The following is a 14,961-nucleotide window of genomic DNA, read 5'->3' as shown; positions in this document are numbered from 1 at the left end:
GCCCAGTGCTCCGGGTGTGGCGGCGGCGACGACGACAAGCTATCGGCCGGTCGCGGAGCGTGAACCCCCTACTCGTAGGTACGCACGAGAGTTCGTCACCTGTTCGCACTTCTGTGATCTTGGCCGGAAACGGCGAGGCCCGCCGCCCCCCGAAGGGGACGACGGGCCTCGACAGGACCTCGCTCGCGCGGTACGGCCTAGAGGTCGAAGTAGAGCTCGAACTCGTGCGGGTGCGGGCGCAGCTGGATCGGGGCGATCTCGTGCGTGCGCTTGTAGTCGATCCAGGTCTCGATCAGGTCCGAGGTGAAGACGCCACCGGCCTGGAGGTACTCGTTGTCCTCCTCCAGGGCGGTGAGGACGGCCTCGAGGTTGGTCGGGACCTGGGGGACGTTGGCGTGCTCCTCGGGAGCCAGCTCGTAGAGGTCCTTGTCGATCGGCTCCATGGGCTCGATCTTGTTCTTGATGCCGTCGAGGCCCGCGAGGAGCAGCGCCGAGAAGGCGAGGTACGGGTTCGAGGACGGGTCCGGCGCGCGGAACTCGACGCGCTTGGCCTTCGGGTTCGAGCCCGTGATCGGGATGCGCATGGCGGCGGAGCGGTTGCGCTGCGAGTACACCATGTTGACCGGCGCCTCGAAGCCCGGGACCAGGCGGTGGTACGAGTTCACCGTCGGGTTGGTGAAGGCGAGCAGCGACGGGGCGTGCTTGAGGATGCCGCCGATGTAGTAGCGGGCGGTGTCCGAGAGGCCCGCGTAGCCGGTCTCGTCGTAGAACAGCGGCTGGCCGCCGGTCCACAGCGACTGGTGGACGTGCATGCCCGAGCCGTTGTCACCGAAGATCGGCTTCGGCATGAAGGTCGCGGTCTTGCCGTTGCGCCAGGCGACGTTCTTCACGATGTACTTGAAGAGCATCAGGTCGTCCGCCGCGGCGAGCAGCGTGTTGAACTTGTAGTTGATCTCGGCCTGGCCGGCGGTGCCGACCTCGTGGTGCTGGCGCTCGACCTGCAGGCCGACGTTCTCCAGCTCCAGGGAGATCTCCGAGCGCAGGTCGGCGAAGTGGTCGACCGGCGGGGCCGGGAAGTAGCCGCCCTTGTAGCGGACCTTGTAGCCGCGGTTGTTCTCCTCCGCACCGGTGTTCCAGGCGCCGGCCTCGGAGTCGATGTGGTAGAAGCCCTGGTTCGCCGAGGTCTCGAAGCGCACCGAGTCGAACACGTAGAACTCGGCCTCGGGGCCGAAGTACGCGGTGTCGGCGATGCCCGTGGAGGCGAGGTACGCCTCGGCCTTCTTCGCGATGTTCCGCGGGTCACGGCTGTACTGCTCGCCCGTGATCGGGTCGTGGATGAAGAAGTTGATGTTCAGCGTCTTGTCGCGGCGGAAGGGGTCCACGCGGGCCGTCGACAGGTCGGCGCGGAGCGACATGTCGGACTCGTGGATCGCCTGGAAGCCGCGGATCGACGAACCGTCGAAGGCGAGCTCCTCCGACGGGTCGAACGCCGTCGCCGGGATCGTGAAGTGCTGCATCACGCCCGGAAGGTCGCAGAAGCGGACGTCGACCATCTTGACGTCGTTGTCCTGGATGAACTTCTTGACCTCGTCGGCGTTCTGGAACCCGTGCGTCTCGGACATCCCACTCCTCCTACTCCCGGCCCGGGGAGGGGCGGGGTTTGCAGCTGGTTCGTGCGGCCAGTGCGGTGGCACACGCTGGACCCGACCATAGGCAGACGGGATTTCTCAAGCATGACCCAATTGTTTCGTCGAAGTTAACCGAGGTGGGTGTCGCCGCGCTTCCCGACACCCTTCGACGACCCGGGCCGAAGTGATCAAAAACGGGCGCAGTACCGTGGTCGGGTGGACAACAGGCAAGCACTCGGATCTTGGCTCTCCGGCCCCCGCGCGGCGGCCGAGGACGCAGGCGTCGACTTCGGTTACCGCGGTCAGCAGCTGGGGCTGCCCGAGGAGGGCCCCGGTTCGATCGCCCGCCCCGGGCGCCGTCTCGGCGCCCTCGCCGTCGACTGGGCCCTCTGCACCCTGATCGCATACGGCCTGATCACCGACGGCTACAACCAGGCCACCGGCAACTGGGCCCTCGTCATCCTGCTCGTCCTGAGCGTGCTGACCGTCGGCACCGTCGGCTCGACCCCCGGAAAGCGCCTCTTCGGCCTCGGGGTCGTCTCCGTGAACGGCGGCCGCCTCGCCCTCCCGCGCGTGGCGCTCCGCTCCCTGCTCGTCTGTCTGGCGATCCCGGCCCTCATCTGGGACCGCGACGGCCGCGGCCTCCACGACCGTCTCTCCGGCGCCGTACAGGTCCGTATCTGACCGCCTGGACCCCTTCATGAGGAAGGCCCCGGACCGTCACACGGTCCGGGGCCTTCCTCATGAAGCAGTTCTGGAGGCGATCGCCTCCGGTCGGGCGCGTCAGCGCATCTTTCCGCCCCGCGGCATCCGCATGCCCTTCGGCATCGGACCCTTCGGCAGCGGCATGTTGCTCATCAGGTCACCCATCGCCCGCAGCCGGTCGTTGGCCACCGTCACCTGCGGGCCGGTGAGCACCCGAGGCAGCTTGAGCATGGTCGTACGGACCTTCTTGAGCGGCACCTGGCCCTCGCCGTCGCCGACGATGATGTCGGTGACCGGCACGTCCACCACGACGCGGTTCATCCGCTTCTTCTCGGCCGCGAGCAGCGGCTTCACCCGGTTCGGGTTGCCCTCCGCCACCAGCACGATGCCGGCCCGGCCGACCGCCCGGTGCACGACGTCCTGGCTGCGGTTCATCGCGACCGCGGGGGTCGTCGTCCAGCCGCGCCCGACGTTCTGCAGGACCGCCGCGGCAGCGCCCGGCTGGCCCTCCATCTGCCCGAAGGCCGCGCGCTCGGCGCGCCGCCCGAACACGATGGCCGCCGCCAGGAGCCCCAGGACCAGGCCCAGGATGCCCAGGTAGACCGGGTGACCGATCAGGAAGCCGATCGCGAGGAGGACACCGAGTACGACGATGCCCACGCCTGCGACGACAAGTCCGACCTTCGGGTCAGCCTTTCGGGTCATCTTGTACGTGAGGGCGATCTGCTTGAGCCGCCCCTGGTTCGCAGCGTCAGCGCTGCCCGTGTTTGCCTTCCTCGCCATGTCCTGAAGTTTACGTGGCCCGGGAAGTCCGGCCCGACGCGACCTCCATCACGTGCTGGGCCTCGACCCGGTCCTTGGCGCGGCGGCGGTCCTCCAGGACGGAGTTCCAGGCGTTGCGCCGGGCGGTGCGCTGCCCGGCGCCGAGGAGCAGTGCCTCCACGGCCTTCAGGGCGTCGGTGACGGACGGGATCGCGGTGACGCGGACGTGCGTCGATGCGGCCGGCATGTCGGGGTCCTCCCTCGATTGCGGATGAGACGAGGCGGGGGGTACGGGCGGGATGTGAGCGAGTCGTGGCGGTGAGTGAAACCAGGCTCACAGACTGGTGTTACCAGGGCGTGACCCGGTGGTCAAACACTGATGAAACGTTGATGCGGCCATGTGGAGGGACCGGGAGACACCGACGCGGCCCGTACATCCCCGCTGAGCTGCGGGGCCGTACGAGCCGCGTCCGATCCGGTCAATACTGGCCGGTAACCACTTGTGATCCGATTCACACAGCCTGCGTGGCGTTGTCGACGGCGCCACGTCGCTTCTCGATCGCCTGCTGGAAGAGGCGACCCGCGCGGTACGACGAACGAACCAGCGGGCCCGACATGACACCGGAGAAGCCGATCGCGTCGGCCTCGTCCTTGAGCTCCACGAACTCCTGCGGCTTCACCCAGCGCTCCACGGGGTGGTGCCGGACGGAGGGCCGCAGGTACTGCGTGATCGTGATCAGCTCGCAGCCCGCGTCGTGCAGCTGCTGGAGCGCCTCGCTGACCTCCTCGCGGGTCTCACCCATGCCGAGGATCAGGTTCGACTTCGTGACCAGACCGTAGTCACGGGCCTGCGTGATCACGTCCAGCGAACGCTCGTAGCGGAAGCCCGGACGGATCCGCTTGAAGATCCGCGGCACCGTCTCCACGTTGTGCGCGAAGACCTCGGGGCGGGAGGCGAAGACCTCCGCCAGGAGCTCCGGCACCGCGTTGAAGTCGGGCGCGAGCAGCTCGACCTTGGTGCGGCCCTCGGCGCGCTCCGCCGTCTGCTGGTGGATCTGGCGCACGGTCTCCGCGTACAGCCAGGCGCCGCCGTCCTCCAGGTCGTCGCGCGCGACGCCCGTGATGGTGGCGTAGTTCAGGTCCATCGTGACGACGGACTCGCCCACGCGGCGCGGCTCGTCCCGGTCCAGCGCCTCGGGCTTGCCCGTGTCGATCTGGCAGAAGTCGCAGCGCCGGGTGCACTGGTCACCGCCGATGAGGAAGGTCGCCTCGCGGTCCTCCCAGCACTCGAAGATGTTGGGACAGCCCGCCTCCTGGCAGACCGTGTGCAGCCCCTCGCTCTTCACGAGGCTCTGCATCTTCGTGTACTCGGGCCCCATCTTCGCCCGCGTCTTGATCCACTCGGGCTTGCGCTCGATGGGGGTCTGGGCGTTCCGGACCTCCAGGCGCAGCATCTTGCGTCCGTCGGGTGCGACTGCGGACACATCGGCTCCTGTAGCTTCGATTCTTCGGCGCACACCAGGGTACGCCGTTGCTTCCCATGCCTTACTACGTCTGGCCAACCTCTGGCCAGCGCCCTGCATTCCTGCGGGTGCTCCCGGGCGGTCCTCAGACCGAGGCGGTCTCCACCGGACGCTCGATCTCGCGCGGCCTCAGCTCCGCCTGCTCCAGGACCGCCCGCAGATGCTTCTCCACCACTGGCAGCACCTCCTCGATCGTGACGTCGCGGCCCAGCTCGTTGGCGAGCGAGGTGACGCCCGCGTCGCGGATGCCGCAGGGGATGATCCGGTCGAACCAGGCGTTGTCCGGGTTCACGTTCAGGGCGAAGCCGTGCATCGTGACGCCCTTGGCGACCCGGATGCCGATCGCGGCGAGCTTGCGGTCCTCGCGGCGCTGGCCGGCGTTGGACGGGGCGTACTCGGGGCCGTTCAGGCGGGGGTCGAACTCCTCGTCGTTCAGACGCGGGTCGAAGTCCAGGGACAGGCCGCCGAGCGACGGCCGCCGCTCGACGGGATCGCCGAGCACCCACACCCCGCTGCGGCCCTCGACCCGGCTCGTCTCCACGCCGAACTCGGCGGCGGTGAGGATCAGCGCCTCCTCCAGCCGGCGCACGTGCGCGACGACGTCCACCGGGCGGGGCAGCTTCATGATCGGGTAGCCGACGAGCTGGCCGGGGCCGTGCCAGGTGATCTTTCCGCCGCGGTCGACGTCCACCACGGGCGTCCCGTCGAGCGGGCGCTCGTTCTCCGCCGTACGCCGGCCGGCCGTGTAGACCGGCGGGTGCTCGAGGAGCAGACAGGTGTCGTCGGTCTCGTCGGCGAACCGCGCGGCGTGCACTTCGCGCTGCTTGTCCCAGGCCACCTGGTAGTCGACGGCTTCCTCGCCGAACCCAAGGCGGACGAATCGCAGCTCACTCACGGCCATGCCTCCTCCTGGGTGCCGGGGGCCGGAATCCGGGGATCATCCCGGGCCGTTGCGGCACCATGCGTCATTCGCGCCCATGCCACTGTACGGCGGTGCCGGGGGCGGACCTCCGGCAGGTGGACGGGGACCGCGTCCGGCGGGCGTCCGGGGCGTCCTCCGGCAGATGGCCGGGGACGCCTACGTCAGCGATGCCGTCAATCCTCACACGATCGGATGAATGTGGGGCGAAGGTGGCGGTACGGGCCGTGAGGACCGCTAAATTCACGCCGTTCCATGAGGGTCCGACGGGGCTGCCGCCGGGACCCGGAAGGCAGGAGACCGCACAGCTGATGACGGAACGACCACCGCAGCGCATCCCGAACCGCCAGCTCGCCGCGCTCATCGCCGAAGCCGGGTTCTCCCACGCGGGCCTGGCGAGACGGGTGGACCAGCTCGGTCTGGAACACGGACTCGACCTGCGGTACGACAAGACCTCGGTGACCCGCTGGCTCCGCGGCCAGCAGCCGCGCGGCACCACGCCCGCGCTGATCGCCGAGGTCTTCACCCGTCGCCTCGGCCGCCGGCTCTCCGCCCAGGATCTCGGCCTCGACGCCTGCGCGCCCGTCTACGCGGGCCTGGAGTTCGCGGCGACCCCCGAGGAAGCGGTCGACATCGTCAGCGGACTCTGGCGGAAGGACTCAGGCAGCCACGCCGAACTCCGCAAGATCGCCTTCACCCCGGCGGGTCTGGTCGTGCCCAGCCGCGACTGGCTGATCGGCCGCGCCGACGACCGGGTGGCGCGGGGGGACGCGCCGCAGGGCCCCCGGTCCGCGACGGCGGCCGCGGCCGCCGGCATGGCCGAGGGCCGCACGGCCCACGACCCCCGGCTCGTCCACGACCCCCGGGTGCCGCCCCAGGGCCGCTTCTCCGTGCCCCGGCAGCGCGGTACGGACCGGGGGCCCGGCCAGCGGGTCTCCAGCGGGGACATCGCCGCCCTGCGGTCCGTCGGCGAACTCTTCCGCGCGCTCGACCACGCCTACGGCGGCGGGCACGCCCGGCAGGCCCTCGTCCGCTACCTGGAGCACGAGGCCGAGCCGATGCTGCGCGGCACGTACGGCGAGTCCGTGGGGCGGCGCCTCTTCGCCGCGGCCGCCGACCTCACCCGGCTCGCCGGCTGGACGTCGTACGACATCGCCGCGCACGGCCTCGCCCAGCGCTACTTCGTCCAGGCGCTCCGGCTCGCCCAGGCCGCGGGTGACCGGGCGTACGGCTCGTACGTGCTCCTCACCATGAGCTGCCAGGCCGTGTACCTCGGCCACGGACGGGAGGCCGTACAGCTCGCCCGGGTCGCCCAGCAGGGCGTCGGTCCGGCCGCGCCGCCGGTCGTCCAGGCGATGCTGCACGCGGTCGAGGCGCGGGGGCACGCGGTGCTCGGCGAGGCGCGGGCGTGCAGCGCCTCGCTCGTACGGGCCGAGCGGGCCCTGGAGGCGGCGCGGCCGGGCGACGAGGTGCCGTACTGGGCCCGGATGTTCGACGAGGCGCAGCTGGCCGACGAGCTGGGGCACTGCCACCGCGACCTCCAGCAGTACCGGCCGGCCGCCCAGCACGCCGAACGCGCCCTCCAGCTCCGGGCCCCCGGGTTCGCCCGCAGCCGCCTCTTCTGCCGGGTGGTCCTGGCGACCTCACGACTGGCCCTGGGGGAACTGGACCAGGCGTGCGCGCTGGGGGCGGAGGCGGCGCAGCAGGCGTCGGAGATGCGGTCGGCGAGGGCGGTGGAGTACGTCCGCGACTTCGAACGCCGCCTGGAGCCGTACCGCGACGCGGCGGCGGCCCGCACGTACAGGGACCGAGTGGCCGCCATCGGCTGACCCCACGGGGCCCCACCCCGGGGCCCTGCCCCGCCCTCACTCGGCGCAGCCCGCGGCCGACAGCCCCTCCGTGTGGCAATCGTCCCGCGGGGCGGGACGGGTGGGCACATGGGACGGCGCGCTTGGCGGCGCCTCCGCCCCTTGTACCCGGCCCGCACCCTTGCGCGTCGCACCCGGGGTGCGGGTCCAGGCCCGGAAGCCTAGGCCCGGCACGGGGCACCGTCCGTTGTGCCCACCCGTTCCGCCCCAGCGGAACAGTTGCCCACAATGAGGGGGCGGCGGCCCCTACGCCGCCTCCACCCCGCCTTCCTCCGTCCCCCGGCGCAGGCCCAGGTCCGTCAGGAGGGACGTGGCCGCCCGGTGGCCCGAGGTGAGGGCGCCGTGGGGGGTGCCCGTCGCGCGGTGGTCGCCGCAGACGTACAGGCCGGCCAGCAGGCGGACCGGGCGGTGCGCGTCGTGCGGCGGGGGCATCGACGGGACCGCGTCCGGTGTGTGGCGCATGGCCAGCAGCTCCCACTCGTCCGTCGACGTGCCGTACAGCGTCGCGAGGTGCTTGCGGACCCGCCGTTCCGTGTCGTCCGGCGGCGTCCCGATCAGCGTCGAGGTGATCAGCGTCCGGCCCTCCGGCGCCCGCCCCGGGTCCACCGCGCTCATCACCGCCGTGTGGGCCACCGGCCCGCCCGGGTCGGCCTCCAGGAGCAGGGTCGGGTCCGCCGTCGGGGCCACCGGCGCCGTGTGGTGCAGCACCGTCACGGAGTGGAAGGCGGGCCGGCGCAGACCGGGCAGCAGCTCGGCGGCCGTCCGCGCCCCCGTCGCGAGGACGACCGACCGGCACCGGAACACCCCGTGCTCCGCCGTCGTCACCCGCGAGATCGACGCCTCCGTGACCCGGACCCCCGTCCGGACCGTGCCCGGCGGCAGCGCCGCCGCGAGCCGCTCGGGGAGCGCGGCCGCTCCGCCCTCGGGCACCGCGAGCCGGCCCCGGGCGAAGGCGCGCAGTGCCAGGTCCGCGCGACGGCTCGACATGCCGAGGTCCGGGTCGCCGAGGAGCGCCGCGAGCAGCGGCCGCAGTACGCCCTGGACGGTGCGGACGGGCAGCCGCGCGGTCAGCGCCTCGCGCGCGGTCCGCTCGGGACGGGCCAGGATCCGCTGCGTCGGGGTCGCCGCGAGCCGGACGAGGGACGCGCCGAGCCGCGCCTGGTCGAGCGAGGCGGCCGGATGCCGGGGGGCGCTCGCGAGGGCGCGCGCCACGCTGAACGCTCCCCCCACGCTCCGGTGCCCCGCGTTCCGGGGCCCGGCGGCCGTCCGGCGCGGGTGCGGGGCGCCCCACCGCGCGTACCGGCCGTCGCTGTGCACGAGCACCCCCGGTGCGAACGGCCGCAGCACCAGGCCGTCGAGCCCCGGGACGGCCCGGAGTTCCTCGTACGACAGGGTGAGCAGCGGCCCGACCCGGTCGAGCAGGAAGCCGTCGACGGCCTCGGTCGCCATCCGGCCCCCGACGCGGGGTTCCGCCTCCAGGACGGCCACGGAGAGCCCGGCGTCGGTCAGCCGGCGGGCCGCGGCGAGTCCCGCGACCCCGGCTCCGACGATGACGACATCGACGGTGTGCGCGATGCCGAGGTCGACGTCGGCATCCACGTCGACGTCCGTACGCTGTGCGGTCCTTGCGCTGTCTGCGCTGTTGAGCACGTGCCCCTCCCCAGGTCGGCGCGGCCGGTGGGAGGCCTATGCCCCCAACGAGCCTCCGGAATGCCCGAGTTCGCCGTTCTCGTCGAGCCTAGGCAGCGCTCCCACGGGTGCCAGCCGCGCGCACCGGGGTGCGTGCGGCACGGGGGAGCACGGAGGGGGAGCGCAGGAGGAGGAGCGGCGCGGAGTTCAGCGCGCGGCCGCCCGGATCGCGTCGTCGATCGTCGGGAAGGCGAAGTCGAATCCCGTCTCCAACAGCCTCCCCGGCAGCACCCGCTGACTCCCCAGCACATCCTCGGCGAAGTCCCCGAGCACCGTCCTCAGGGCGGACGCGGGCACCGTGAAGAGGGTCGGCCGGCGCAGTACCCGTCCCATCGCCGCCGTCACCTCGCGGTTGGTGACCGGCTCGGGGGCGGTCAGGTTCACCGGGCCCGAGAGCGCCGGGGTGTCGACGAGATGGCGCAGGGCGGCCACCTCGTCGTGGAGGGAGATGAACGACCAGTACTGGCGGCCGTCGCCCATCCGTCCGCCGAGGCCGGCCCGGAAGAGGGGGAACAGCCGTCCCCACGCCCCTCCTTCCCGTGCCACCACCAGGCCGGTACGGGCGTAGGCGACCCGGATGCCGGCCTCCTCGGCGGGGGCCGCGGCGGCCTCCCACTCCACACAGACCTCGGGCAGGAAGCCCGTGCCCGCCGGGGCGCTCTCGTCGACCGCGCGGCTGCCGGTGTCCCCGTACCAGCCGAGCGCCGTGCCGCACACCAGGCTCTCCGGCGGCTCCGCGAGGGAGGCGAGGGCCTGGGCGATCGCCGTCGTGCCGAGGACGCGGCTGTCGCGGATCTCCTTCTTGTACGCCTCGGTCCAGCGGCGCTCGCCGACCCCGGCGCCGGCCAGGTGCACGACGGAGTCCACGCCGACGAGCCCGGCGGCGTCCACGTACAGCCGCTTCGGGTCCCATTCGACCTCGTCGGCGGTCCGGGCGGGTCGGCGGACGAGCCGGACCACGTCATGGCCGTCGGCGCGCAGGGAGTGGACGAGGGCGGAGCCGATGAGCCCGGAGGCACCGGTGACGGCGACGCGCTTGCGAGAGGCGGAACGCTGCATGGACACCATCCTGCCCTCCCGGGCGGGGTGCGTGGCACAGTGGCGGTCATGATCGTGCCGGAGACGCTGATACGTACCGCCGAACGCGCGGACGACGCCGCACTCGCGGCACTCGACCGGTCCGCCTGGTCAACGCTGCACGCGGTGCTGCCCGCCCCGGTCCCGCCGTACGAGCCCTTCTTCGACGAGCGCCACCTGCCCGGCGACTACCTCCTCGCCGTGCGCGAGGGTGTGATCGTCGGGTACATCCGGGTGGTGCCGCCGACCCCGCTCGCCGCCACCGCCCACGTGCGGCAGATCCAGGGCCTCGTGGTCGCCGAGGCGGCGCGGGGACACGGCGTGGCGCGGGCGCTGCTGCGGGCCGCGATGGACAGGGCCCGGGCGGACGGCGCCGTCCGCATGACCCTCCGGGTGCTCGGCCACAACGCCCCGGCCCGCGCGCTCTACGCCTCCGAGGGCTTCGCGGTGGAGGGCGTGCTGCCGGGGGAGATGTTCCTGGCCGGGGAGTACGTGGACGACGTCCTCATGGGCCGGTCGCTGACCCTTCGCTGACGTCCGGGTTCAGCAGCCGCATCCCGCCCATCAGTTCACGCAGGCACCGGACCGCGAGCTCCGCCGGGGCGCCTCCGCCCCGAACCGGCGCGTCCGTCTCCGCCCAGCTCTCCAGGGCGATCCGGATGGCGTCCGTGGCGGCCGCCGCCGCGAGCCGTACCTCCAGCGGGTCCGCGCCGGGCCCGGCGAGGCCGGCGACGACCTCGCGCAGGCGTTCCTCCGACTCCTGGTTGACCCGGTACCAGACGGCCCGCAGGGCCGGGTCCTCGGCGGCGGCGCGCAGCAGTCCGCGCGTCCAGCGCAGGCCCTCCTCGGCCGCCGCGTCCGCCGGGGTCAGGGAGGCGGCGATCGAGCGCTCCAGGGCCTCGGGCAGTCCCGCGCCCGGCTCGGCGGCACCCGTGACCGGCGCGGCCGTCGCGGCGAGGTGTTCCCGCCAGCGGTCGCCGCCGCCCGCGAGGAGCGGGGCCACGGCGTCCTGCTTGGAGCGGAAGTACCGGTAGAAGGTGCGCAGCGCGACCCCGGCCCGCAGGGCGATGTCCTCGGCCGTGGTGCCGTCCGGGCCGTGCTCGGTGAAGAGCTCGGCGGCGGCGCGCGCGATGTCCAGCTGGGTGGCGGCCTTGCGGCGCTCCGTCAGCGTCCGGGTGGGGGGCGTGGCGCCCTCGGGCTTGGTGCTCACCGTACGAAGCGTACGCCTGCGACTGCCGATGATGCACATTGTGCAGGTGTGGCAAAGCGTGCCACCTGGGCGTACGGTGGCAGCATCCCGGGACCCTCAGACGTCCCGGAAGCAGGATTCCCGGAAGCTCGACATCGAGAGGTTGCCACCATGAACCAGCTGACCCGTTACGAAGGACGCCGCGCGCTCATCACCGGCGGTGGCTCCGGCATCGGCCAGGCCACCGTCCTGCGCGTGCTCGCCGAAGGCGGCCGGGTCGTCGCCGCCGACATCAGCGAGGACGGACTCCAGGACACCGTCGCCAAGGCCGGCGACGCCGCCGACCGCCTCACCACCGTCGTCCTGAACGTCGCCGACGAGGCCTCCGTGCGTGCCGGCGTCGCCACCGCCGTCGAGGCGCTCGGAGGCCTGGACGTCCTGGTCAACGCGGCCGGCATCCTGCGCTCCTCGCACACCCGTGAGACGAGCCTCGACTCCTTCGAGCAGGTGATACGGATCAACCTCACCGGCACGTTCCTGATGATCCGCGAGTCGGTCCCCGCGCTCCTGGAGGGCGACGGCGCCGCCGTCGTGAACTTCTCCTCCACCTCCGCCATGTTCGCGCACCCCTACATGGCGGCCTACGCGGCCAGCAAGGGCGGCATCCAGTCCATGACCCACGCGCTCGCCGCCGAGTACGCCAAGCAGGGCATCCGCTTCACCGCCGTCCAGCCCGGCTCCATCTCCTCCGGCATGACCGACGGCACCGGCGCCAGCCGCCAGAGTGTCGGCCCCGGCATCCCCGAGGACGCCGACTGGTCCCTCTTCGGGAAGCTCGCCCCCGCCCTCGGCCAGGGCTTCGCCGGCCCCGAGACCGTCGCGGGCGTCGTCGCGATGCTGGCGTCCGAGGACGGCCGGTTCATCACCGGCACCGAGGTCCGCATCGACGGCGGCACGCACTTCTGACGGACGACGGTCTCCCCGGTCGGCGGCGGGGCTGCCGACCGGGACCGGGCCCGCGCTACACGCTCCCGAAGCGCTCCCACAGCCGGGGGAAGCGGGCCGCGAGGACCTTGTCGTCCTCCAGGTCGAACGGGGCCCCCAGCGGCTCCCCGCCCGGCATCGGAATGCCCAGGTCCGGGGTCTCCGCGCCGGTCAGCTGCTCGTACGCCTCGTCCGCCGCGAAACCGATCTCCTCGCCGTCCCCGTCGATCTCCACGTCGAAGTCGCCGAGCAGTTCCGCGAGCCCGTCGGGATCGTGCACCGCGCCCTCGTACACCTCCCGGCCCTGGCCGATCAGCCAGCAGCGGAACGAGTCGAAGGTCTCGTCGCCCGCCCCGTCGAAGAGCACCGCCGCCGCACCCCACAGATCCCAGAGGTACGCGCGGTTGTAGCGGGCCTCGAAGTGGCGCGCGTAGTCGAGCACGGAGTCGGGGTCCAGCCGGGTCAGCCGTTCCACGAGCAGGTCGGCCTGTTCCTCGGGGTCGCCCTCGGCGTCCTCGCGGCTGGCGTCGATGATCTCCCAGAACTCCGTCTCGTCCATCACGGGACCAGCATCCTGGTTCGGGGAGTGCGACGCACCCGGAAAGCCCGAAATGAATCCAGACAGAAGATGTCGTACTTGCCTGCGAATCTGATGTGCATGACGACGGAGACGAACGAGACGAACCCGACGAACGAGACGAACGAAGCCGGCGGGGCGAGCGCGGCGCACCCGGAGAAGAGCCTGCGCGGACGGATCTGCCTGGTCGCCGGGGCCACCCGGGGCGCGGGCCGGGGCATCGCCGTCCAGCTCGGCGCGGCCGGGGCGACGGTGTACGTCACCGGGCGGACCACCCGGGAGAGGCTCAGCGAGGTGGGCCGGGCCACCGAGACCATCGAGGAGACCGCCGAACTGGTGACGGCCGCCGGCGGCGTGGGCATCGCCGTCCCCACCGACCACCTGGAGGTCGAGCAGGTGAAGGCGCTGGTCGACCGGATCGACCGGGAGCACGGGCGGCTCGACGTCCTCGTGAACGACGTGTGGGGCGGCGAGCACCTGCTCGTCTTCGGCAGGAAGACCTGGGAGAGCGACCTCACCGGCGGTCTGCGGATGCTGGAACTCGGGGTGAAGACCCACGCCATCACCTCCCACACGGCGATCCCGCTGCTCATCCGGAACCGGGGCGGACTCGTCGTCGAGATCACCGACGGCACCTCCGAGTACAACGGCACCCGCTACCGCGAGAACCTCTTCTACGACCTCGCCAAGAACGCCCCGATCCGGATGGCCTTCGGCCTCGGGGAGGAGCTCGCGGAGTACGGCGGCACGGCGGTCTGCGTCACCCCCGGATGGCTCAGGTCCGAGCAGATGCTCGCCACGTTCGGCGTCACCGAGGAGAACTGGCGCGAGGCCGCCGAGAAGATCCCCGGCTTCGCGGTCGCCGAGTCCCCGGTGTACGTGGGGAGGGCGATCGCCGCACTCGCCGCCGACCCGGGCCGGCACCGCTGGAACGGCCGGTCGCTGTCGAGCGGTCAGCTCGCGGGGGAGTACGGCTTCACCGACGCGGACGGCTCACGGCCGGACGCCTGGGGCTTCATGCTCGCCGACGAGAAGGGCAGCCCGGACGTGAACGACTACCGGTGACCCTCACGCGTACCGCGCGGCCATCGCACGGGCGGCCGCGCCGAAGCGCTCGCGCAAGGAGGCCGGGGCGAGCACCTCGGCCTCCGGCCCGAGGGTGAGGAGCTGGGAGAAGGCGACCTCCTCGCTCTCCACCGGAAGCACCACCCGGAGCCCGCCCTCCTCGGTCACCGCCGCCGCCAGGGCCTTCTCGGCGGCCGCGCGGTCCGTCACGTACGGCAGCCGGCGGGCGCCCTCCTCCGTGAGCCGGACGACGGTCTCGGCGCGCAGGATCGACCGGGCGAACTCCGCCGCGCGCTCGGCCCAGAAGGCGGACAGGTCGAAGGCCCCGTCCCGGTCGAAGCGCTCCACGGAGAGGGCGACGGAGGCGAAGCGGTCCACCCGGTAGGTGCGGAACGCCGTACCGGACCGCGCGCACAGGTACCAGACGCCCGCCTTCAGGACGAGGCCGTACGGGGCGAGCTCGCGCTCCACCTCACGGTCACCGCGCCGGTAGCGGGCCGAGACCATCCGGTCGTCCCAGACCGCCTCCGCGATCGGCGGCAGCAGCTCCGGGGTCTCCGGCTCCTGGTACCAGCCCGGCGCGTCGAGCAGAAAGCGCTGCGCCACCGAGTCCGGGGCGTCCCGCAGCGAGGGCAGCAGCGCCGCGGACACCTTGAGGCGGGCCGCCGAGGCCGCGTCGTCCAGGCCCATGTCCCGCAGCGCGCCGGGCAGTCCGGACAGGAACAGCGCCTCGGCCTCGCCCCGCGCCAGGCCCGTCAGCCGGGTGCGGTAGCCGCCGACGAGCCGGTACCCACCGGCCCTGCCCCGGTCCGCATACACCGGAACCCCCGCCTCGGAGAGGGCGAGGGCATCGCGGGTGATGGTGCGCTCCGACACCTCCAGCTCGGTGGCGAGCTCGGCCGCCGTCATCGAAGGACGGGACTGGAGGAGAAGGACCATCTTGATCAGCCGGGCGGCGCGCATGAACCCATCATG

General features: G+C 72.5%; 15 protein-coding genes. 5 read left to right on the top strand and 10 right to left on the bottom strand.

What is annotated here, in order from left to right; all coding sequences use genetic code 11:
- Positions 1–197 precede the first annotated feature (197 nt).
- Complete coding sequence (gene glnA, locus OG392_RS10875; protein ID WP_329278032.1) at positions 198–1,622, bottom strand: type I glutamate--ammonia ligase; 1,425 nt, start codon at positions 1,620–1,622, stop codon at positions 198–200.
- A 222-nt stretch (positions 1,623–1,844) separates the two neighbouring features.
- Between glnA and OG392_RS10870 the strand changes: the two genes are divergently transcribed.
- Positions 1,845–2,312 carry an RDD family protein gene (locus OG392_RS10870; protein WP_329278029.1) on the top strand — a complete coding sequence of 156 codons (468 nt, stop codon included), beginning with the start codon at positions 1,845–1,847 and terminating at the stop codon, positions 2,310–2,312.
- A 99-nt stretch (positions 2,313–2,411) separates the two neighbouring features.
- Here the strand turns inward: OG392_RS10870 and OG392_RS10865 are convergent, their stop codons facing one another.
- The 4 genes from OG392_RS10865 to lipB form a co-directional block, all read right to left on the bottom strand.
- On the bottom strand, positions 2,412–3,116 hold the full coding sequence (locus OG392_RS10865) for a DUF4191 domain-containing protein (RefSeq protein ID WP_329278027.1): 705 nt from the start codon (positions 3,114–3,116) through the stop codon (positions 2,412–2,414).
- Between the two features lie 10 nt (positions 3,117–3,126).
- Positions 3,127–3,342 (bottom strand): SCO2195 family GlnR-regulated protein, encoded by a 216-nt coding sequence (locus tag OG392_RS10860; RefSeq protein ID WP_030208220.1) that lies wholly within the window; start codon positions 3,340–3,342, stop codon positions 3,127–3,129.
- 265 nt (positions 3,343–3,607) lie between these two features.
- Positions 3,608–4,579, bottom strand: coding sequence for a lipoyl synthase (gene lipA, locus OG392_RS10855; protein ID WP_329278025.1), 972 nt, complete (start codon positions 4,577–4,579; stop codon positions 3,608–3,610).
- A gap of 124 nt (positions 4,580–4,703) precedes the next feature.
- Positions 4,704–5,513 carry a lipoyl(octanoyl) transferase LipB gene (gene lipB / locus OG392_RS10850; protein WP_329278024.1) on the bottom strand — a complete coding sequence of 270 codons (810 nt, stop codon included), beginning with the start codon at positions 5,511–5,513 and terminating at the stop codon, positions 4,704–4,706.
- A 335-nt stretch (positions 5,514–5,848) separates the two neighbouring features.
- Between lipB and OG392_RS10845 the strand changes: the two genes are divergently transcribed.
- On the top strand, positions 5,849–7,366 hold the full coding sequence (locus OG392_RS10845) for a regulator (RefSeq protein WP_329278022.1): 1,518 nt from the start codon (positions 5,849–5,851) through the stop codon (positions 7,364–7,366).
- A 285-nt stretch (positions 7,367–7,651) separates the two neighbouring features.
- On the opposite strand, the gene OG392_RS10840 is transcribed toward OG392_RS10845, so the two are convergent.
- Complete coding sequence (locus tag OG392_RS10840) at positions 7,652–9,004, bottom strand: NAD(P)/FAD-dependent oxidoreductase (RefSeq protein ID WP_329287194.1); 1,353 nt, start codon at positions 9,002–9,004, stop codon at positions 7,652–7,654.
- Between the two features lie 237 nt (positions 9,005–9,241).
- Positions 9,242–10,162, bottom strand: coding sequence for a TIGR01777 family oxidoreductase (locus tag OG392_RS10835; protein WP_329278020.1), 921 nt, complete (start codon positions 10,160–10,162; stop codon positions 9,242–9,244).
- Positions 10,163–10,201: 39 nt separating this feature from the next.
- Here OG392_RS10835 and OG392_RS10830 point away from each other — a divergent pair, with 39 nt between their 5' ends.
- On the top strand, positions 10,202–10,705 hold the full coding sequence (locus tag OG392_RS10830; RefSeq protein ID WP_329278018.1) for a GNAT family N-acetyltransferase: 504 nt from the start codon (positions 10,202–10,204) through the stop codon (positions 10,703–10,705).
- On the opposite strand, the gene OG392_RS10825 is transcribed toward OG392_RS10830, so the two are convergent.
- Positions 10,677–11,420 carry a TetR/AcrR family transcriptional regulator gene (locus tag OG392_RS10825; RefSeq protein WP_329278016.1) on the bottom strand — a complete coding sequence of 248 codons (744 nt, stop codon included), beginning with the start codon at positions 11,418–11,420 and terminating at the stop codon, positions 10,677–10,679. The genes OG392_RS10830 and OG392_RS10825 overlap by 29 nt on opposite strands.
- 111 nt (positions 11,421–11,531) lie before the next feature.
- Between OG392_RS10825 and OG392_RS10820 the strand changes: the two genes are divergently transcribed.
- Entirely contained in the window at positions 11,532–12,326 is a 795-nt protein-coding gene (locus OG392_RS10820; RefSeq protein WP_329278014.1) for an SDR family NAD(P)-dependent oxidoreductase, read from the top strand.
- Positions 12,327–12,381: 55 nt separating this feature from the next.
- Here the strand turns inward: OG392_RS10820 and OG392_RS10815 are convergent, their stop codons facing one another.
- Positions 12,382–12,903 carry a DUF4240 domain-containing protein gene (locus OG392_RS10815; protein WP_329287192.1) on the bottom strand — a complete coding sequence of 174 codons (522 nt, stop codon included), beginning with the start codon at positions 12,901–12,903 and terminating at the stop codon, positions 12,382–12,384.
- Positions 12,904–13,002: 99 nt separating this feature from the next.
- Here OG392_RS10815 and OG392_RS10810 point away from each other — a divergent pair, with 99 nt between their 5' ends.
- A complete protein-coding gene (locus OG392_RS10810; protein ID WP_329278012.1) occupies positions 13,003–13,986 on the top strand; it encodes an SDR family oxidoreductase in 984 nt (327 codons plus the stop codon).
- Between the two features lie 3 nt (positions 13,987–13,989).
- On the opposite strand, the gene OG392_RS10805 is transcribed toward OG392_RS10810, so the two are convergent.
- Positions 13,990–14,949, bottom strand: coding sequence for a helix-turn-helix transcriptional regulator (locus tag OG392_RS10805; protein ID WP_329278010.1), 960 nt, complete (start codon positions 14,947–14,949; stop codon positions 13,990–13,992).
- Between the last annotated feature and the right edge of the window lie 12 nt (positions 14,950–14,961).

Source organism: Streptomyces sp. NBC_00691 (assembly GCF_036226665.1).
GTDB lineage: Bacteria > Actinomycetota > Actinomycetes > Streptomycetales > Streptomycetaceae > Streptomyces.
The sequence above is the reverse complement of the archived record's forward strand: the minus strand, read 5'-3'. Positions and strand labels throughout refer to the sequence as shown.